Source organism: Nonomuraea sp. NPDC048892, assembly GCF_040649735.1.
In the GTDB taxonomy this organism is placed as follows: Bacteria; Actinomycetota; Actinomycetes; order Streptosporangiales; family Streptosporangiaceae; genus Nonomuraea; species Nonomuraea maheshkhaliensis.
The window spans coordinates 746652-765305 of sequence record NZ_JBEZFZ010000004.1 but is presented as its reverse complement, the minus strand read 5'-3'; the positions used below and the strand labels follow the sequence as shown (position 1 = coordinate 765305).

Genomic DNA, 18654 nt, shown 5'->3' with positions numbered 1-18654 from the left:
ACCGCCGACGTCGGCGGCGGCGCCGGCGTCAGCAGCCGAGGATCCGGCCCATCGCCTCGTGCCGGGACGCGTCGGTCAGCGTGTAGCGGGCCGTGGCGTTGGCGAAGCGGCGGACGATTTCGTGCAGGCGGTAGCGGCCGGGCGCGGACTGCTCGATCAGGTGCACGTCGAAGAGACCTTCGAGCAGCCGCTCGGCCCAGTCCACGCCGACGTCGGCCAGCGCCGCGGCCATGCAGGCGTCGACGCTCGTCGGGGGCAGCAGGCTCAGCAGCCGTAGCAGGTGCCGTTCGTCCGGGGTCAGCCGCTCGTACGAGAGCGTGAGCGCGTCCGCGACGCTGCGGTCACCGGTGACGAACTCCTCCAGCCCCGGCCAGCTCTCGCGCAGCCGCCGGGCCAGGTAGCCGATCGACCAGGCCCGCCTGCCGCGCAGCCGGCTGCCGACGATGCGGACGGCCAGCGGCAGATGTCCGCAGCTCTTGACCACCTCGGCGACCTCGGGCACTACATGCTCGGCGCGACCCACGTCCGCGACGGCGTACGCCCCCTGATGCCGGCGACCGTGCACGTGGACGGCACCGCGCGCCCGCAGTACGTCCGCCGCGACCGGACGCCGCGCTACTACGACGTGATCGAGTCCTTCCGCGACATGACCGGCACGCCGGCCGTGCTCAACACGTCCTTCAACCTGGCCGGCGAGCCCATCGTGTGCTCCCCGGAGGACGCCCTGTCCACGTTCATGCGCAGCGGGCTGGACGTTCTCGTCCTCGGTGACCACGTGCTGGAGCGCACCGGCCAGGAGAGCGCGGCCGGCTGAGCGGCGGGACGGGTCAGTTGCGGTACTTGCAGAGGATGTGCGACTTGCCCTTGAACAGGACCCACTTGCAGGTGCTGAACGCCGGGCTGAGCCGCCGGTGCGTCATCGTGGTGTGCCCGGAGCTCCCCTTCGAGCTGTACGTCGCGTCCGAGACGTTCGAGTCGGTGTAGAGGTACACGTCCATCCCCCTTCCGGCCTCGACCGAGCCTCCCGTGATCGACAGGTAGGACGCGCTGCCGCATTCCACGTTGTTGCCGATCTCGCGGTTGCAGTACGTGATGAGGGCGGCGTGCGCGGTCCCGGTCGTGGTGGCGAACAGCGGGACCGACAGCAGGACGGCCAGAACGAGCGGCAGCGGCCTCTTGCGGAGTGACATGGCCTGACTCCTCGTGCTCCTCGTGCTCCTCGTCTCTGAAGGGCTCATCGCGCCACGGTGGGCGACAGGTCGGAGAGGGTGAAGGTTCCGCTCGTACCGGCGACGCTCCGAGGGCCGGCGGCGACCAGGACATAGGGGATGTACTGCAGCGCCTGGGCCTCGCCTATCCGGTCGCCGAGCTCCTGGAACAGCCGTACGGCCTTCGTGCAGCACGCCTCGGCCAGGTCGAAGCGGCACCGCATGAAGTGCACCCCGGTCAGCGAGGCCAGCAGCGCGGCCTCGCCGCGCTTGTTCCCCGCCGCCTCGGTCAGGACGAGCGCGGGGCCGTAGGCGTTCTCCCAGCGATCGAGCGAGCGCCTGGCCTGGAACAGGGTCTCGGTGCCGAGAGCCAGCTCCCAGCAGATCTCGTCCAGGCCGAGGTCCGCGGCCTGCCCGATGGCGGCCAGCAGCGCCGGGCCCTCCGCCGCCAGCAGGGACAGCGGATCGGCCGACGCGGGATCAGCGCCAGCAGCGCGCCGAACGCCCGGATCAACGCCTCTTCGCGCCGTTCCGGCGTCTCCTCCGCCTCCACGCACTCTCGTGCGTACGCCCGGATCAGGTCGTGGAAGCGGTAACGCGCCGGTGGCTCGAACGCCGTCACGACGTCGAGAAGATTGACGTCCACCAGCTCGTCGAGGAGCTCCTGGGCCCGGTGCGTCTCGACGTCGAGCACCGCGGCGGCCGTCCACGCCGGGAAGTCCGGCGCCTCCAGCAGCCCGAGCAGCCGGAACAGGCGCCGGGCAGGGAGCGCGTCAGCCCGGCGGCCGGCCCTCGTGATGCGTCACCGCGGTAGACGGCAGCTTACGTGCCGGGGGCCGGGGCGTCAGTGCATCGGGGCCCAGATCGTCATGGGGCCGGCGCCCCTGTTGGCCCAGGTGTGGTACGGCACGAAGGTGAGCTCGACCGGGCCCGCGTGCTCCGGCTCACGGGGGGCGGTGGCGGTGCGGTAGGGGAAGCCGCCGTCCTCCTCGCGGTGCGCGTGGGCCCGGCCGCGCGCGAGGACCGGCACCACCTCGGCGGGCAGGCCGGGCAGCGGGCTGCCGTCCCTCAGGTCGGGCCCCGCCAGGCACAGGTCGTCCACGATGACGCCCGGGTGGTCCACCTGCTCCAGGCAGTAGACGAGCGGGCCGCGCTCGACCGCGACCTGCCCCCGGGCCACGTCCAGCCGGGGCACGGCGGCGGTCAGGCGGGGGCGGACGGCGAGGTCCAGGCTGACGCGGTCACCGGGCCGCCAGGCCCGGCGGACGCGGTGATACCCACCGGGCCCGCCCTCACCACCGCCCGCCCCTGCGCCCGCCTCGCCACGCCCGCCCGTCATGCCAGGTCCATCCACGAACGTCCGAGCGTTCGCGCCGGTCGTGGCGGTCGTCGCGGTCGTGGGGAGCGCTGTGGGGTTCGCGGGTTCGCCGTCCACGCCGGCCGTCCCGTCGGCCCACGCCGGGATGCGCAGCGCGAGGGTCCACGGCAGGTCCGGCGTCTCCCTGACCACGATCTCGACCCGGCCGTCCCACGGGTAGTCCGTCTCCACCTCCAGCAGGACGTCCCCCGCCCGGATGGTCCCGTTCGCGTACAGGTGCAGCTGGACGCCCTCGTCGTCCCGGGTGGCCAGGTAGTGGCCGAGCGAGGAGAGCAGGCGCATGACGTTGGGCGGGCAGCAGGCGGTGCCGTACCAGTCCTGGCGGCCCCGGGCGGCGGCGCGCCGGTCGTCGGGGTTGGCGCCGGCGCGCACCCGCAGCGCGTTGACGTAGAAGAAGCGGTCGCCGGCGAGGGAGATGCCCGGCAGCACGGCGTTGTGCAGGGTGCGTTCCATGAGGTCGGCGTACCGGGCGGCCCCGGTGGCCAGGAGCATGCGCCAGGACCACTGGACGCTGCCGATGGCGGCGCAGGTCTCGCAGTAGGCGGTCTCGGGGGCCAGCTCGTGGGGGCCGCCGAACTGCTCGCCGTACCAGACGGAGCCGAGCCCGCCGGTCAGGTACGTCCTGGTCGCCACCATGTCGAGCCACTGCCGTTCCAGCGCGTCCAGCAGGCCGCGGTCGGAGGTCTCGGCGGCGACGTCGGCCGCGCCGGCGGCGAGGTACATGGCGCGGACGGCGTGCCCCTCGACGGCGGTGGCCGCGCGCAGCGGGACGCGGTCCTGCCGGATGCCAGGCCCGTGGTGGCCCTTGAGCGGGAGCCGTTCGTGGCCGCGTCCGGTGATCATGCGGGCGGCCAGGTCGAGGTACGGCCGGACGCCGGTCTCCCGGTACAGCTCGGCCAGGCCCGTCTCCACCTCGGGATGCCCGTCGAGCGCGGCGCCCGGCAGGTCCTTGACGAGGTGGTCGGCGAAGCGGGCGGCCACGCCGAGCAGCGTGGCGTCGCCGGTGGCACGGCGACCGGCGACGGCGGCCTGCATGAGGTGGCCGGCGCAGTAGAGCTCGTGGCTGGAGGCCAGGTCGGAGTAGGGCGGGCGGCCGGTGAGCTGGGTGTGGGTGTGCAGGTAGCCGTCGGGCCGCTGGGCGGCGGCGACGATCCGCACCGCCTCGTCGTACGACGTGGCCAGGCTCTCGTCCTCGGCCCTGCCGCGCTCCCAGGCCACGGCCTCCAGCCACTTGTAGACGTCGGAGTCGGCGAAGACCTTGCCTCGGTGCTCCCCTCCCGCGCCGCCGGTCCGTTCGAGGGCTGCCAGCTCCAGGTTGGTGAAGGCGCCCGACTCGCGGATCCGTTCGCCGCCCAGCGGGATCGTCACCTCGCGGTTGACCCGCTGCCGCGCGCCCCAGAAGCCGCCCTCGACGCGCCCGCCCGAGGCGGGCCGCAACGTCACCGCCGCGTCAGGGCGCGGCCGCACCACTGCATCATCGCTCATGTCAGCCATCCTGCCTCAGCCTTCACATATCCAACAAGATACGAATATCTATGCACACCTTGACGTCACGCCGGACGCGAAGGAGTCTGAATGAGACATCTATGCACACATGAATATTTATGTGCGACGAAGGGATGGCGATGTCCGAGATCCCCGACACGGTGCTGCTCGAAGAGCGGGCCGCGCTGGCGATGAACGCGGTGACCGGATTGCCGGACGACGACATGGGCGGCATGCCGTACTTCAGCGCCGACCTGCTCGCCCGTCCTGCGGTGCTGCGGCACGGCGACTGGGACTGGGGCTCCAGCCACGGCCGGCTGCTCGACGCCTGCGTCCTGGCCAGGCAGATGACCGGCCAGGAGACCTGGCGCGAGGCCGAGGAGGGCTTCCGGCGGCGGCTGATCGGCTTCTTCGGCGACGACGGGCTGAGCTACCGGCTGGCCCGGCCCGAGGTGGGGTGGGCGGCCAACGCCAACCTGATCGACCAGCGGGCCGTGTTGCTCGCGCTGACCACCTGGTTCGTCTCCGACGGCGACCCCGAGGCGCGCAAGCTGGCCGACCGGCACGTGGCCGCGCTCAAGCGGATCGCGATCAAGGAGCGGGACGTGTGGTTCTACCCCGCCTCCGAGTACACGCCGGCCGGCTGGCCCTCGCCCAACGCGATCGCGCTGCACCTCGCCCCAGACCCCGCCTCGTTCAGCGGGCGGCTGATCATGCCGCTGCTCCGCTACCACCAGGCCACGGGCAACGAGGACGCGCTGGAGCTGTGCGGCTGGTTCGCCCGGCTCATCGTGTACAAGAGCGGCATCTATGGGGAGGACGGGAGTTTCAACGCGGCGCGCGCCTACCGCAGCGGCCACTTTCACACCCGGCTGGGCACGCTCGAAGGACTCGCCAGGTACGCCGCCCACACCGGCGACCACGAGCTGACCGCGTTCGTGCGCCGCGCCTACGACTGGGCACTCGGCCAGGCCACGGCGTTCGGCTGGACGCCCGGCGACCTGGCCGACCAGCGTTACGAGCACGAGAGCTGCTCCCTGGTCGACCTCATCGGCACCGGCACCACGCTGGCCCGCTCGGGCCACACCGCGTACTGGGGGGTGGTGGAGCGGTTCCTGCGCAACCACCTCGTGGAGTCGCAGCTGCTCGACCTCAGCTGGGTGGAATCCGCCCAGGACACGTCCGGCGACGAGCCCGGCTGGACGACACATGTACGGGTGGGTGAGCGCGTGCTCGGCGCCTTCGCCGGCTACGGCGCGCCCAACGACTACGTCTGCGACGTCGAGCTGGGCCGCGGGCACACCGCCGACGTGCAGGCGTGCTGCGTCGGCTCCGGCGTGCGCGGCCTGTTCTGGGGCTGGAACTCGATCGTCACCGCCGACGACCGGGTGACCCGCGTCAACCTGCTCCTCACCCGCGCCACCCGGAGCGTCACCGTGCTCAGCCACCTCCCCCACGAGGGCCGGGTGGACCTCGACGTGCACGGGGACCTGCCCGAGCTGCGGCTGCGAATGCCCGATTGGGCCGGGTACGCCAAGGTCCGCGTCTCCCGCCCGTCCGGCGACCACGACGGCGCGGAGGCAGGGGTGTGGGCCCCCGACGGCTACCTGTCGATCCCCGCGCCGCGCCGGGGTGAACGCGTCACGGTCACCTTCCCCGTGCCGGAGACGACGAGCACCGAGGTCGCGGCGGAGCGCGAGTACCAGGTGCGCTGGCGCGGCGACGACGTGATCGGCATCAGCCCGGAGGGGACGGCCCGGCCGATGTACAGCGGGCGCAAGGTCCATCCGACCGCGCCACGGCGCGACTACGCCCTGGCCCGGCCGGAGCGGGAGTGGGCCTGGTGAGCGGCTGGAACCTGGCGGACGTCCCGTCCGCGGAGACGCTGACCCCGTACGCGCTGCGCTGCGAGCACCTCGACACCACGCAAGGGATCGGCGTGCCCGTGCCCAGGCTGAGCTGGCGGCTCGCCTCCGACCGGCGCGGCGACACGCAGGCCGCCTTCCGCGTGACTGTCCGCGGCGGCCCAGCCGACGGCCCGGCTGGCGGCGCTGCCTGGGACAGCGGGTGGATCGACGGCCAGGACGTGAGCGTGGACTACGGCGGCGCGCCGCTGACGTCGTTCGCCCGGTATGCCTGGCGGGTCGAGGTGCGGGCCGCCGACGGCACGACGCGGGCGGCGGAGTCGTGGTTCGGGACCGGCGTCCTGCACGCCGACGAGTGGGCCGCAGCCTGGATCGGGCACGACCCCGAGACCGAGCCGCCCTTCGAGCCGCCCACGGACGACCGCGAGCCGCGTACCGTCCGCACGTCGCACCTGCCCGCGCCGCGCCACTTCCGGCGCGAGATCCGCCTGCGCCCGGCCACCGCGATCAGGATCGCCTGCACCGCGCGCGGCCTGTACGAGCTGCGCGTCAACGGCCACCGCGTCGGCGACGGCGAGCTGACCCCCGGCTGGACCGAGTACCGGCGGCGCATCCCCTACCAGGTGTACGACGTCACCGAACTGGTAGGGAACGCCGCCCTGGCCGGCGGGGGCGGCCCGCTGTGCGTCGGGGCGGTGCTCGCGGACGGCTGGTGGTCGGGCAGCCTGGGCTGGGACGGCCGGCAGCAGGCCCAGCGGTACGGGCGGCATCCGCAGCTGCTGGTCCAGCTCGTGGCCGAGCACGCGGACGGCTCCCGTACCGTGATCGGCACCGACGGGAGCTGGCGCGAGACGACCGGGCCGCTGCGCTACGCCGACCTGCTCATGGGCGAGTGGTACGACGCCCGGCTGGAGCACGACGGCTGGGACCTGCCGGGCTTCGACGACTCCTCCTGGGCGCCCGCCCGCGTGGCGGACACCGACCTCTCCGTCCTGGTGCCGTCGGCCGCCGAGCCCGTCCGGGTGACGCAGGACCTCGTGCCCGTCGAGACCGTCGTGAAGGACGGCCGCACCATCGTCGACCTCGGCCAGAACATCGCCGGCCGGGTCCGCCTGACGCTGCGCGGCGCGGCATCCGGCACCCGCGTCACGCTCAGGCACGGGGAGGCCCTGACCGCCGGCGGCGACCTCTACACCGACAACCTGCGCTCGGCCGAGGCCACGGATCATTATGTGGCGGCGGGGCGGGCGGAGGAGACGTTCGAACCGCGCTTCACGGTGCACGGCTTCCGTTACGTCGAACTCACGACCCATCTGCCCGGCGACCGTACGGACGGGCGCACCGCCGGCAGCGCCGGTGATGTCGAGGTGACCGGCGGCCACGCGGGCGAGATCGAGGTGACCGGGCGGGCGATGCACTCGGACACACCGGTGGCGGGCGATTTCACCTGCTCCGACCCCACCGTGAACCAGCTCATGAGCAACATCCGCTGGAGCCAGCGCGACAACTTCGTCTCCGTGCCGACCGACTGCCCGCAACGCGACGAGCGCCTAGGCTGGACCGCGGACGCGCAGGTATTCCTGCCCACGGCCTGCTACAACGCCGACGTGGCCGCGTTCTTCACCGGCTGGCTGGCCGACCTGCGCTGCGCCCAGGACGCCGTGGGCGGCGCGGTGCCCGACGTGGTGCCGCACGTCATGACCGAGCGGCACGGCACCCCCGGCTGGGGCGACGCCGCGACGGTCGTGCCGTGGCACCTCTACCGCGTGTACGGGGACGAGCGCGTGCTGCGCGACAGCCTGCCCAGCATGCGCCGCTGGGTGGACCACGTCGAACGGCACAACCCCGGCCTCGTCTGGCGCCACCGGGTCGGCAGCCATTACGGCGACTGGCTGCAGGCCGGGGTGCGGACCTCCCGCGACGTGATGGCCACCGCGTACTTCGCGCTGAGCGCCGACCTGACCGCCAGGGCGGCGCACGTACTCGGGGACCTCGACACCCACTCCCACTACGCGGGGCTGCGCGCCCGCATCGGGGAGGCGTTCGCGCGGGAGTTCGTCTCGCCGGACGGGCGGATCACCGGCGACACGCAGACCGGCTACCTGCTGGCGCTCGCGCACGACCTGGTGCCCGCCGGCCTCGTGCCGGCCGCCGTCGGGCACCTGGTGGCCGACCTGGAACGGCGCGGGCGGCGGCTGACCACCGGCTTCGCCGGCGTGGGCCTGCTCGGGCCGGTGCTGTCGGCGCACGGGCACGCCGACCTGGCGTACGCGCTGCTGCACGACGACCGGTACCCGTCGTGGGGGTACTCCATCAAGCGCGGCGCCACCACCATCTGGGAGCGGTGGGACGGCTGGACGGAGGAGGCGGGCTTCGGGCCCGTCGCCATGAACTCCTTCAATCACTACGCGCTCGGCTCGGTCGGGGCGTGGCTGTACGGCGGGGTGGCCGGGCTCGGGCAGCGGGACGACTCGGCCGGTTTCCGCCGCCCGATCGTCCGTCCGCTGGTCGGGGGGCTGCTGCGGTGGGCGTCCGCCGAGTACGAGACCCCGCTGGGGCGGCTCGGCAGCCGGTGGGAGGTGGACGGGGACACGCTCCGCCTGGAGGTCCGCGTCCCACCCGGCGCCCTGGCCACCGTCCACGTCCCCACCACCGACCCGGCCTCGGTCCGCTCATCGGGCCGCCCGGTGACAGGGGTGCTCACCGACCTGGCGTCGAGCCACCCGGTGACCGGCGTACCCACCGACCTGACGACGGGCCGCCCGGTGACCGGGGCACCCACCGACCTGACGTCGAGCCGCCTGGCACCCGCGACCGATCCGGCGTCGGCACAACCGTCCGACCCACCAACCACCGGGCGGGCGCTGGTGTGCGAGGCGGGCTCAGGCCTCCACTCCTTCACCGCGACGTGGCGCCCCTGACCGGCGGCGGCCGCCCGGTGACCACCTGGGCGGCCGCCGCCGAACGCCTCCCCGGCTCACTGCACGACCTGACCGTACGGAACGTGGTGCGCACGACGGTGGGCGGCACGGGCCTCCGGGTCCGGCTGACCAACGCGTTCGGGGACCGGGAGGTGACGTTCGGCCACGTGTACCTGGGCGTGGGGCGGGCGGGGGCGGCGCTGGTGCCGGGTTCCAACCGGCGGCTGACCTTCGGGGGCCGGGCCGAGGTGCGGCTGGCCCCGGGGGCGACGGTACTCAGCGACCCGCTGCCCGGCCCCGTGCCTGCCCGGCAGCGGCTCGCCGTCAGCCTCTACCTGCGGGGCGACAGCGGCGTCCTGACCGGCCGCAACCGTGCCACGGCCCCGGCGTACGGACAGCAGGCCGCCTTTTCACCCGTGTACCGATCGATGCCCGGCGACCACGCGGCCGACGAGGACGGCGGCGCGTACACGGAGGAGGCGGCGGTCTGGCACTGGCTGGACGCGCTGATCGTCGTCGCGCCCGAGCCGGTGTCCGCCGTGGCCGTCCTCGGCGACTCGCTCACCACCGGGGTGGGCTCAGAAACCGGCCACGGCTGGACCGACCTCCTGGCCTGGGGCACCGAACTCACGCCCGGCCCCGGGCTCTGGGCAGACAACGGGCTCACCGCCGCCGGCTGGCTCGCGATCGGCAGCGGGATCGCGGTCGTCAACGAGGGCGTGTCGGGTGGGAAGGTGCTGGCGGCGGGCACCGGCCGTGCGGCCGAGGATCGGCTCACCGCCGAGGTGCTGACCAAGCCGGGCATCGACCTCGTGATCCTGGCGGCGGGCGTCAACGACCTCGGGGCGGGGGCGCGGGCCGAGGACCTCATCGCCGCCTACCGCCGCATCGTCACCGCCGCGCACGCCGCCGGGGTGCGCGTGATCGGCGCCACCATCACCCCGTTCACCGGTGCGGTCTTCCACAGTCCCGATGCGGAACGGGCCCGTCAGGAGGTGAACGCCTTCATCCGCGAGGCCGACGGGTTCGACGGGCTGATCGACTTCGACGCGGCCCTGCGCGACCCCGCCGACCCGGCCCGCCTCCTGCCCCGCCACGACAGCGGCGACCACCTGCACCCGAGCATCGCCGGCCATCAGGCGATGGCCGGCGCAGTGGACCTAGACTCACTCCGCCCGAACCACCCGCCCGCGCCATGACCCCGCACCGGTAGCCGACACGACCGGTCAGACCAGGAGACGGATCACCGCTTCCAAACCGCCTGGACAGGCCACCCACCGCTCAGACCGGGAAGTGGATGGCCGGTTCTGGGCGGTGGACCCCGCGGGGCCGGTAGCCGAGGGTGTCGGAGAGGCCGAGGTAGTCGGACAGGAGCCAGATGATGGCCAGCCACATCTCCGTGCCCTGGAGCCCAGGCGTGCGGGTCTCGCCCGGCCCCACGGTCAGGGCGAAGCTGAGTCCGGCCCCGTCCTGCCAGCCTCCGAGCGCGCGGCCGAGCTGCTCCCTGGCCCACGCCTCGCCTTCGGCGCGCCTGTGCCGGGTCTGGCGGGCGGTCAGCCAGAGCGGGTGGATGACGTCGAGCACATTGCAGGCGTTGCCGGTGCCCGGGCCGAAGTAGCGGGGGTCACGGGACTGGGCGAGCACCGTGTCAACGGCCCGTTCCGGGTACGGCAGCGGCAGCCCGAACTGGGCGAACGTCCCCCTCGTCAACCGGTAGAAGCCGTTGACCACCTGCAGCCAGCCGGCGTCCCCATCCGGTTCGCCCCACATTCCGTGGGCCTGGCGGCAGCGGGTCAGCAGCCAGCCGTACAGGGTCTCCAGGTTCGGGCCGCGTACCCCGAAATCGGAGAGGTTGCGATAGAGCCCGGTCCCGAACGCGTCCACCCACGACCCGGCCGTCCAGGCGTTACGCGCCCAGTCGAGCCCGTCGAGGGTGGCGAGCAGCTCCCCGGGGGCGAGGTCCGAGACCGCCGCGATCGGGTGCTCGAAGCCGGTGCCGAGCAGGTCGAGCGCGTACCCGACGGACAGGACGTGGTAGGCGGTGATGCCCTCCAGCTCGGGCCGCCCGCCGTCGGCCGCCTCGGGTGAGCCGGGTGCGCCTATCTCGGGGACCAGGCCCGTCGCCGGGTCCTGGCGGTCGCGCAGGAAGGCGACGATCTCCTCACGGGCCGGGGTCGGCGGCGGACCGCCGAGCAGCAGGTCGGCGATCTCGACGGCGTCGGCCCAGGCCCGCACGGTCGGCCGGGCCCCGGGACGGTCGACATATCGTTCGCCGGTCCAGCAGCGGGCGAGCACCTCCCCCGCCTGCTCCCGCGCCCGCTCGGCGAACGCACCCAGCCGCCCCTCCAGCCCGCCCCCTGAGGTGGTGGACGGGCGGGGGTGGCGGCGGTCGCGGAGGGGGCGGGCCGGGTTGCCGGCCATCATGGCCCAGGCGGGGACGTCCTTGGTGACGACGGAGCCCGCGCCGATGACGGCGTGGTCGCCGATCGTCACCCCGTCGAGCACGACGACGTTCGAGCCGATCCACACGTCGTCCCCGACGCGGATGCCCCGGCTGGTGATGGGCTGGCGGAAGACGGGCTGGTCGGGGGCGGTGGAGTGGTTGAAGCCCAGCAGGGACGTGTGCGCCCCGATCCGTACGGCATCCCCCAGCGACACCTTCCCCCGCACCACCGCGTACGGGTTGACCGTGCAGTCCGACCCCATGGAGACGTCGTCGGTGACGTAGGCGTGGGCGGCGATGTAGCAGAAGTCGCCCATCCGCAGCCGGTCGGTGTGCACGGCGGCCAGCGGCGAGATGAACACCTTCCCCGCCGCGTCGAGCCCGATCACCTCGCGGAGGCCGGCCAGGTGGGCCTCCTGGGCGCGGCGGTCCTCCTCGGTCGCGTGGTCCCAGAACAGCCACGGGCGGAAGTCGAACTTGGACGGTCCTGTCATGGGGTCGGCGTCCTCTCGGTACGGGGTCGGCGTCAGCGACCAGGTGCGGCGTCGGGTCTGGGTGGTCTCAGTGTCAGCGGCCGGCTTCGGCATCGGGTCCGGGCGGTCTCGGCGTCAGCGACCAGGTCCGTGCGGGGATGGTCAGTGCAGGGTCAGGGTCATGGACCAGGTGTAGCGGCGGACGGCCAGCCGGTAGCGTTCGGGCAGCGCGGGGCCGCACGACGCGCTGCCGATGCCCTGCTGACCATGATCCAGGTTGAGCCACACGCGCCCCGAGTCGCTCAGGTCGTGCGGGCGGCGGGCGGCCTGCAGTGCCTCGCTCGTCCAGCGGCGGGCGGTGAAGTCGAGCTGCGGCTCGCCGTCCACGCGCAGGGTGGGCAGGCCCGCGCCCGACAGCTCCAGCCAGCGGGTCTCGACGTGGTTGCCGTTCTCCTGGGGCACGACGTACGGGGTCTGCAGGGCGTCGATCGACCGGGCGTGCCGGCCGACGCGGGCGGCGGCACGGCTGTCGGCGTACGACTCCCCCGGGCCCCGGCCGAACCAGGTGACCTCGCTGTAGCCGCCGGGCAGCGCGAACCTGGCGCCCATCCGGGGCGGGTCGACGTCGAGGTGGCCGTAGGCGGTGTCGTGCCAGTCGCCCACGGGGTCGGCCTCGATCAGCAGGTGCAGCCCGCCGTCGCGCAGCCGGTAGGTGAACGTGGTGCGGAAGCCGAGGGTACGGGTGGCGGGGCCGCTGCGTCCCCTGACGACGATCGTGCCGTCGTCGGGGCGTTCGACGGCGGCGCACCGGTGCAGGAAGCGGTCCAGGCCCACCGCCTCCCAGTCGGCGGCCAGGGCGTTCCTGGGGCCCTGGCCCCGGTCGTTCTCGGTGGGGGCCCGCCACACGTCGAACACCGGCCCGTCCAGCTCCAGCTCACCGATGCGGATCAAGCGTCCGGTCCGGCCGTCGAAGGCCGCCGGTCCGAGCCGCAGCACCTCTCCCCCACCCGCCCGGCCGGCCATCTCGCCGTCCTGCCCGCACCGAGTCCCGGCACCCGGCTCGCCAGCCGATCCCATGTCCGGCCCGATCGCCGGAGTGGTGCCCGGCTCGATGATCGGGGCGGGAGGGGGCGGGGGTGGGGCGGGCTGGTCGAGGCGGGTCTGGCCCCAGGCGATCACGTGGCCGGCCGGAGCCCAGCGGGTGTCGTCGGCCAGCACCGCCTCCACGGTCAGCCACGTCTCACCATCCACCGCCGCACGCGACAGACCGCCCGACGCGGCGATGGCCGCGTGTGGCAGGGGGAGGCGGGTTTCCGAGCGGGCCGGGCAGTCGGGGACGGTCAGGACGCCCGAGGCGATCCGCACCCCGTCCCGCTCGACACACCACCGGAAGCCGAGATGCGCGAGCGACAGGAAGTCGTACTTGTTCAGCACCACGACCTCCCCACCCTCCACCGTGATCCGCACCGGCTCGATCGCCTTGCGCAGCTCGGCCAGCCCGGGCGACGGCGTCCGGTCGGGGAACAGCAGCCCATCAAGACAGAAGCGCTCCCCGTTCGGCTGATGGTCGATGTCCCCGCCGTGCCGGTAGTACCGCCGCCCCAGCGCGTCGCGCCCGGCCAGCCCGTGATCGATCCACTCCCACACGAACGCCCCGCAGAACCGCTCGTACGACTCCAGAATCGCCTGGTAGTCGGCAAGCGACCCGGGCCCGTTCCCCATGGCGTGGGCGTACTCGCACAGCAGGAACGGCAGCCCCCGCCGGCGCACGTCCTCCGGCGAGTCAGGCTCGATCCCCGAGGGAGGCTCCTCCGCCCCTCGCCCGATACGTTCAAGATCGTCCAGGGACGGGTACATGAGGCTGTGGAAGTCGGAGTGCCGGTAGCTGGGGTCGCGCTCGTAGTGCAGCGGCCGGGTGGGGTCGCGGTGGCGGATGTAGTCCTCGATGTCGCCGAAGGCGGAGCCGGCGCCGCTCTCGTTCCCGAGCGACCAGATGACCACGCTCGGGTGGTTCTTGTCGCGTTCGACCATGCGCCGGGCACGGTCGAGCAGCGCCTCACGCCACATGGGCTCGGCGGGTGGGTTGCCCTCCCAGCCGGCGTAGATGAAGCCGTGCGTCTCGATGTCGCATTCGTCGACCACCCACAGCCCGTACTCGTCGCACAGACGCAGGAACTCGGGGTGCGGCGGGTAGTGGGCGGTGCGGACGGCGTTGACGTTGTGCCGCTTCATCAGCTCGATGTCGCGGATCATGGTGGCGCGGTCGAGGGAGCGGCCGCGGTCGGGGTCGTGCTCGTGCCGGTTGACGCCGCGGAACAGCACGGGGGCGCCGTTGACGAGGAGCCGTCCGCCGTCGATCTCGACGGTGCGAAAGCCGATGGCCAGCTCGATCGTCTCGCCGGCCGCCGTGAGCGTGCCGCGGTAGAGGCGGGGGTGTTCGGCGCTCCACGGCTCCACCCGGGGGATGGTGACCTGCTCGCCGGTGGCGGCGGCGACGCCGAGTTCGGGGACCTCCACGTGGCCGGGAGCGTCGGCGGTGACGAGGAGGGTGCCGGCGCCGTCGTGGTAGGAGGCGCGTACGGTGAAGTCGTCGATGCCGCCCTCCGGCCGGGACAGCAGTTCCACGTCGCGGAAGATGCCCGGCAGCCACCACATGTCCTGATCCTCCAGGTAGCTGCCGGAAGACCAGCGCTGCACGCGTACGGCGAGCTGGTTGTCCCGGGGTTTTACCAGCCCGGTGACGTCGAACTCGAACGGCAGCCTGCTGCCCTTGGAGTGCCCGAGCAGCTCGCCGTTGAGCCAGACGGTGCCGCAGGAGTCGACCCCCTGGAAGCGCAGCACGCTGCGCCCGGCGGGCCAGCCGGGCGGCAGGCCGAAGCGGAGGCGATGGTCGCCGGTGGGGTTCTCGTCCGGCAGGTACGGCGGATCGATGGGGAACGGGTACGCCGTGTTGGTGTAGATGGGCCGGTCGTGGCCCTCCAGCACCCAGTGGGCGGGCACCCGGATCGTGTCCCAGCCGCTGTCGTCGAGGTCCGGGTCGGGCAGCGAGGGGCCGGTCCCTTCGGCGGTGCCGGAGAGCCGGAAGCGCCAGCGGCCGTTGAGCGAGAGCCGGGGCGCGTCGGAGACGAAGTCCGAGCGGGCCGGCCGTCGTCCGGAGCCGGGCGCCGGGTCCTCGTGGAAGGGCAGAGGGGAATCGGCCATCCGAACGGGTCCTCCCGAGTGAGACAAAACGTTTTAACCCTATAAGGCCGCCCCGCACGACACCAGATCTCACAGGCATTGACATACACTCGTGAATAAATATATCATTCGGTAAATCGTTTTAACACTCGCTGGGGATCTCATGACGCCTCCACCCGGCATCCGATTCGGCACCGCCTACTACTGGGAATACCAGCGCGCCCCCGACCTCGGACGCGACCTCGACCTCATGGCGCGGGCGAAGATCGACACCATCCGCGTGGGCGAGTCCGTCTGGTCCACCTGGGAGCCGCGCGACGGCGTGTTCGCCCTCGACTGGATGACGCCGATCCTGGACGCGGCGCACGAGCGCGGCATGAAGGTGCTGCTCGGCACGCCCACCTACGCCGTCCCGCCGTGGTTGCAGCGCAAGCACCCCGAGCTGGCCGTCGAGCGGGCCGACCGCCGCCGGATCCCCTGGGGCGCGCGCCAGGAGGTGGACTTCACCTCCCCGGTCTTCCTCCGGTACGCCGAGCGGGTCGTCCGCGCCGTCATCGGCGAGCACGGCGGCCACCCCGCCGTGCTCGGCGTCCAGCTCGACAACGAGCCCGGCCTGCACCTCATCCACAACGAGCCGGTGTTCAAGCGGTTCAAGACCTGGCTGGCGCAACGGTACGGCGACGTCGAGCGCCTCAACGAGGAGTGGGGGCTGACCTACTGGTCGCACCGCCTGGCCGGCTGGGACGAGCTGTGGCGCCCCGAAGGCAACACGACCCCCTCCTACGACCTGGCCTGGCGCACGTTCCAGGCCGAGCTGACCACGGAGTTCATCGCCTGGCAGGCCGATCTGGTCCGCGAGCTGGTCCCCGGGGACCGCGCGCTGACCACGTGCCTGGCCTACCAGCGGCCCGCGCTGCACGACGTGCGGCTGTCGGAGCACTTGACGGTGACCAGCGGCAACGCCTACTACCTGCCGCAGGACGCGCTGGTCCACGACGACGCGGACGCGCCCGCCGAGATCTCCTGGTTCACCACCACGCCCGCCGGGCTGTTCCAGGCCGCCGACCGCATGTACGCCTCCCGGCAGGACCGGTTCTGGGTGACCGAGACCAACGCCACGTCGATCGCGGGCTCGCAGCTCAATCTGCCGCCGTACGACGGGCAGCTCCGCCAGGCGGCCTGGGCCCTGGTGGCGCGCGGGGCTGAGATGATCTCGTACTGGCACTGGCACACGCTGCCGTACGGCGCGGAGACATACTGGGGCGGCATCCTCGGCCACGCCCTCGAACCAGGCCGGATCTACGACGAGGTGGCGGCGCTGGGCGCGGAGCTCGACCGGGCGGGCGACGACCTCACGGGGCTCACGCCGGACGCCGACGTCGGATTCGTGTACGCGCACGAGAGCAAGTGGGCGCTGGGCTTCCAGCCGCCGCTCACCCTCGACGGCCGCTCCCCCGACCCCGACTCCTACGAACGCGTCGTGGCCGCCTTCTACCAGGGCGCGGCCGACGCGGGACGGCAGGCGGCGTTCATGGCGCCCGCGCAATTCAAACGTTTGCCTATGATCGTGGTGCCCGCCCTCTACTGCCTGTCCGAGGAGTTCGCCGGGGAGCTGGAGGCGTACGTACGCGACGGCGGCCACCTGATCCTCACCTTCCGCACCGGCTACGCCGACGAGGAGGCCAGGGCCCGCACCGAGATCGCGCCCGGCCCGCTGCGTGCCCTGGCCGGGGTGCGTTATCTCGAATACTCGACGCTGCTGGAGCCGGTCCCCGTGCGCTGGCCCGGCGGGCAGGACGTGGCCAGGCACTGGGCCGACGGCCTGGAGCCCGAGGGCGCCGAGCCGCTGGCGCACTACGACCACCCCCACTTCGGCCGCTGGCCCGCGATCACCCGGCACCGCGTGGGCGCGGGCACCGTGACCTACGTGGGCACGCTGCCCGGCCGCCGGCTCATGGCGGAGCTGTTCCATCAAGAAGCCCGGCACCCAAGCAAGCTCGTGGTAGCGGGCGCGCCGCAGGTCAGCGTGCACTCGGCGGTCAACGTACGCGGCGAGCGGCTCTGGTTCGCGCACAACTGGTCCGGCCACGAGAGCACGGTGACGATCACCGGCCCGGCGACCGAGGTCACCGGCCGCCGCGAGCCGCTGCGGCCTGGCCCGCTGCGGCTGGCCCCCTACGACGTACGAGTGGTGAAATGACGACGTTCCAACCCGATTGGCGGTCGCTGCGCGGCCATCGGATCCCCCAGTGGTTCGGCGAGGCGAAGTTCGGCATCTGGTCGCACTGGGGCCCGCAGTCCGTGGCGCGCTCCGGCGACTGGTACGCCCGCCACCTCTACGGCGCCCAGCCCTGGTCGGAGCCCTGGGAGAGCCGGCGGGCCACCCGCCAGCGGGCCCACCACCGCGCCCACTTCGGCCGGTGCGAGGGCGCCAAGGACCTGTTCCCGCGCTGGCGGGCCGAGCGCTTCGACCCGGACGAGCTGATCGACCTCTACGCCGCCGGCGGCGCCCGTTACTTCGTCGCCCTGGCCACCCACTGCGACAACTTCGACCTGTGGGACTCGGGCGAGCGCGGCTGGCATGCCGCCCGCGTCGGCCCGGGCCGCGACATCGTGGGCGCGTGGGAGCGGGCGGCCCGCGCGGCGGGGCTGCCGTTCGGCCTCAGCTTCCACCAGAACTGGACCTGGCGCTGGCTCGACGTGGCCCACGGCCGGGACCAGGAGACCGGCGAGCCGTACGACGGCGCGCTGACCGCGCGCGACGGCGCCGGAACCTGGTGGGAGGGCCTCGATCCGGCCGAGCTCTACCCCCGCCGGCACGACCCCGGCGCCAGGCCGCCCGCCGGGGAGTCGGAGCGCTTCTACGCCCGCGTCCGCCAGGCCCTCGACCGCTACCGCCCTGACCTGGTCTACCTCGACGACGGCCGGCTGCCGTTCGACGAGGGCAGCGTGGTGGAGTCGGAGCCGGTCAGCAAGGCCGGGCTGGACCTGCTGGCCCACTACTACAACACGTGCCCGACCGGCGGCATCGTGACGATCAAGGACGTGCCGGAGAGCGACCGCACGGCGGTGCTGCTCGACAGCGAGCGCCGCCAGCTCGACACGGCGCAGCCGTACCCGTGGCAGTTCGACACCAGCGACGGCGAGTGGTTCGACTGCTCGGACGACGACCCGATGTTCCATCCGCGCAAGTCGGCCCAGCAGGTCATTCACACGCTGATCGACGTGGTCAGCAAGAACGGCTGCCTGCTGCTGAACATCCCCCAGCACGCCGACGGCACGGTGGACGCCCGTGCCCGCGACCTGCTGGCGGAGGTGGGCGCCTGGCTGCGGGTGTGCGGCGAGGGCGTGTACGGCACGACGCCCTGGCTGCGCGCCGCCGAAGGCACGACCGGCCTGGGCGAGGTCAAGGGGTACGAGCACTACAACGAGGCCGACCGCGCCTACCGGGCCACGGACGTGCGCTTCACCCGGCGCGGCGACGCCGTCTACGCCACGCTGCTCGCCTGGCCGCAGGACCGCCGCGCCGCCATCACCAGCCTGGGCACGGCGGCCGGGCTGCTGGAGCGCGCCCCCGGGCGGGTCGAGCTGCTCGGCCACGGCCCCGTCCCCTGGCGGCTGGAACCGGAGGCCCTCTACGCGGACCTGCCGCCCGAGCCGCCCACCCGAGCCGCCCACATGATCAAGATCACCTGACGAGG

Annotated in this window: 13 protein-coding genes; 7 read left to right on the top strand and 6 right to left on the bottom strand. The window is 73.2% G+C overall.

Going from position 1 to position 18654, the window contains the following annotated elements; all coding sequences use genetic code 11:
* Positions 1-28: 28 nt before the first annotated feature.
* Positions 29-484, bottom strand: a complete 456-nt coding sequence (locus AB0C28_RS17165; protein ID WP_358075378.1) for a hypothetical protein — start codon at positions 482-484, stop codon at positions 29-31.
* On the opposite strand from AB0C28_RS17165, the gene AB0C28_RS17160 reads away from it, so the two are divergent.
* A complete protein-coding gene (locus tag AB0C28_RS17160) occupies positions 464-814 on the top strand; it encodes a carbamoyltransferase C-terminal domain-containing protein (protein WP_357836268.1) in 351 nt (116 codons plus the stop codon). The genes AB0C28_RS17165 and AB0C28_RS17160 overlap by 21 nt on opposite strands.
* A gap of 13 nt (positions 815-827) precedes the next feature.
* Here AB0C28_RS17160 and AB0C28_RS17155 read toward each other — a convergent pair whose 3' ends face one another.
* Together AB0C28_RS17155 and AB0C28_RS17150 are read right to left on the bottom strand one after the other, a co-directional pair.
* Positions 828-1190 (bottom strand): hypothetical protein, encoded by a 363-nt coding sequence (locus AB0C28_RS17155; protein ID WP_357836271.1) that lies wholly within the window; start codon positions 1188-1190, stop codon positions 828-830.
* Positions 1191-1234: 44 nt separating this feature from the next.
* Positions 1235-1765: a hypothetical protein gene (locus AB0C28_RS17150; protein ID WP_358075375.1), complete on the bottom strand. Its 531-nt coding sequence runs from the start codon at positions 1763-1765 to the stop codon at positions 1235-1237.
* Positions 1766-1791: 26 nt separating this feature from the next.
* Here AB0C28_RS17150 and AB0C28_RS17145 point away from each other — a divergent pair, with 26 nt between their 5' ends.
* Positions 1792-2022 (top strand): hypothetical protein, encoded by a 231-nt coding sequence (locus AB0C28_RS17145; protein ID WP_358075373.1) that lies wholly within the window; start codon positions 1792-1794, stop codon positions 2020-2022.
* A 30-nt stretch (positions 2023-2052) separates the two neighbouring features.
* On the opposite strand, the gene AB0C28_RS17140 is transcribed toward AB0C28_RS17145, so the two are convergent.
* The gene (locus AB0C28_RS17140; RefSeq protein ID WP_358075370.1) at positions 2053-4071 is read right to left on the bottom strand and encodes a beta-L-arabinofuranosidase domain-containing protein; all 2019 of its coding nucleotides are present in this window, start codon (positions 4069-4071) and stop codon (positions 2053-2055) included.
* Between the two features lie 140 nt (positions 4072-4211).
* On the opposite strand from AB0C28_RS17140, the gene AB0C28_RS17135 reads away from it, so the two are divergent.
* From AB0C28_RS17135 to AB0C28_RS17125, 3 genes are read left to right on the top strand one after another with little or no spacing between them, the layout of a single operon-like run.
* The gene (locus AB0C28_RS17135; RefSeq protein WP_358075367.1) at positions 4212-5918 is read left to right on the top strand and encodes a hypothetical protein; all 1707 of its coding nucleotides are present in this window, start codon (positions 4212-4214) and stop codon (positions 5916-5918) included.
* Positions 5915-8857 (top strand): family 78 glycoside hydrolase catalytic domain, encoded by a 2943-nt coding sequence (locus tag AB0C28_RS17130; RefSeq protein WP_358075364.1) that lies wholly within the window; start codon positions 5915-5917, stop codon positions 8855-8857. The genes AB0C28_RS17135 and AB0C28_RS17130 overlap by 4 nt, the downstream gene beginning before the upstream one ends.
* Positions 8845-10056: a GDSL-type esterase/lipase family protein gene (locus tag AB0C28_RS17125; protein ID WP_358075361.1), complete on the top strand. Its 1212-nt coding sequence runs from the start codon at positions 8845-8847 to the stop codon at positions 10054-10056. The genes AB0C28_RS17130 and AB0C28_RS17125 overlap by 13 nt, the downstream gene beginning before the upstream one ends.
* 82 nt (positions 10057-10138) lie before the next feature.
* Here AB0C28_RS17125 and AB0C28_RS17120 read toward each other — a convergent pair whose 3' ends face one another.
* Positions 10139-11794 carry an acyltransferase gene (locus tag AB0C28_RS17120; protein ID WP_358075359.1) on the bottom strand — a complete coding sequence of 552 codons (1656 nt, stop codon included), beginning with the start codon at positions 11792-11794 and terminating at the stop codon, positions 10139-10141.
* 141 nt (positions 11795-11935) lie between these two features.
* Positions 11936-14974, bottom strand: coding sequence for a glycoside hydrolase family 2 TIM barrel-domain containing protein (locus tag AB0C28_RS17115; RefSeq protein WP_358075357.1), 3039 nt, complete (start codon positions 14972-14974; stop codon positions 11936-11938).
* A gap of 142 nt (positions 14975-15116) precedes the next feature.
* Here AB0C28_RS17115 and AB0C28_RS17110 point away from each other — a divergent pair, with 142 nt between their 5' ends.
* A complete protein-coding gene (locus AB0C28_RS17110) occupies positions 15117-17153 on the top strand; it encodes a beta-galactosidase (protein WP_358075355.1) in 2037 nt (678 codons plus the stop codon).
* Entirely contained in the window at positions 17150-18649 is a 1500-nt protein-coding gene (locus AB0C28_RS17105; protein WP_358075353.1) for an alpha-L-fucosidase, read from the top strand. Before AB0C28_RS17110 ends, AB0C28_RS17105 begins: the two co-directional genes overlap by 4 nt.
* Positions 18650-18654: the final 5 nt, after the last annotated feature.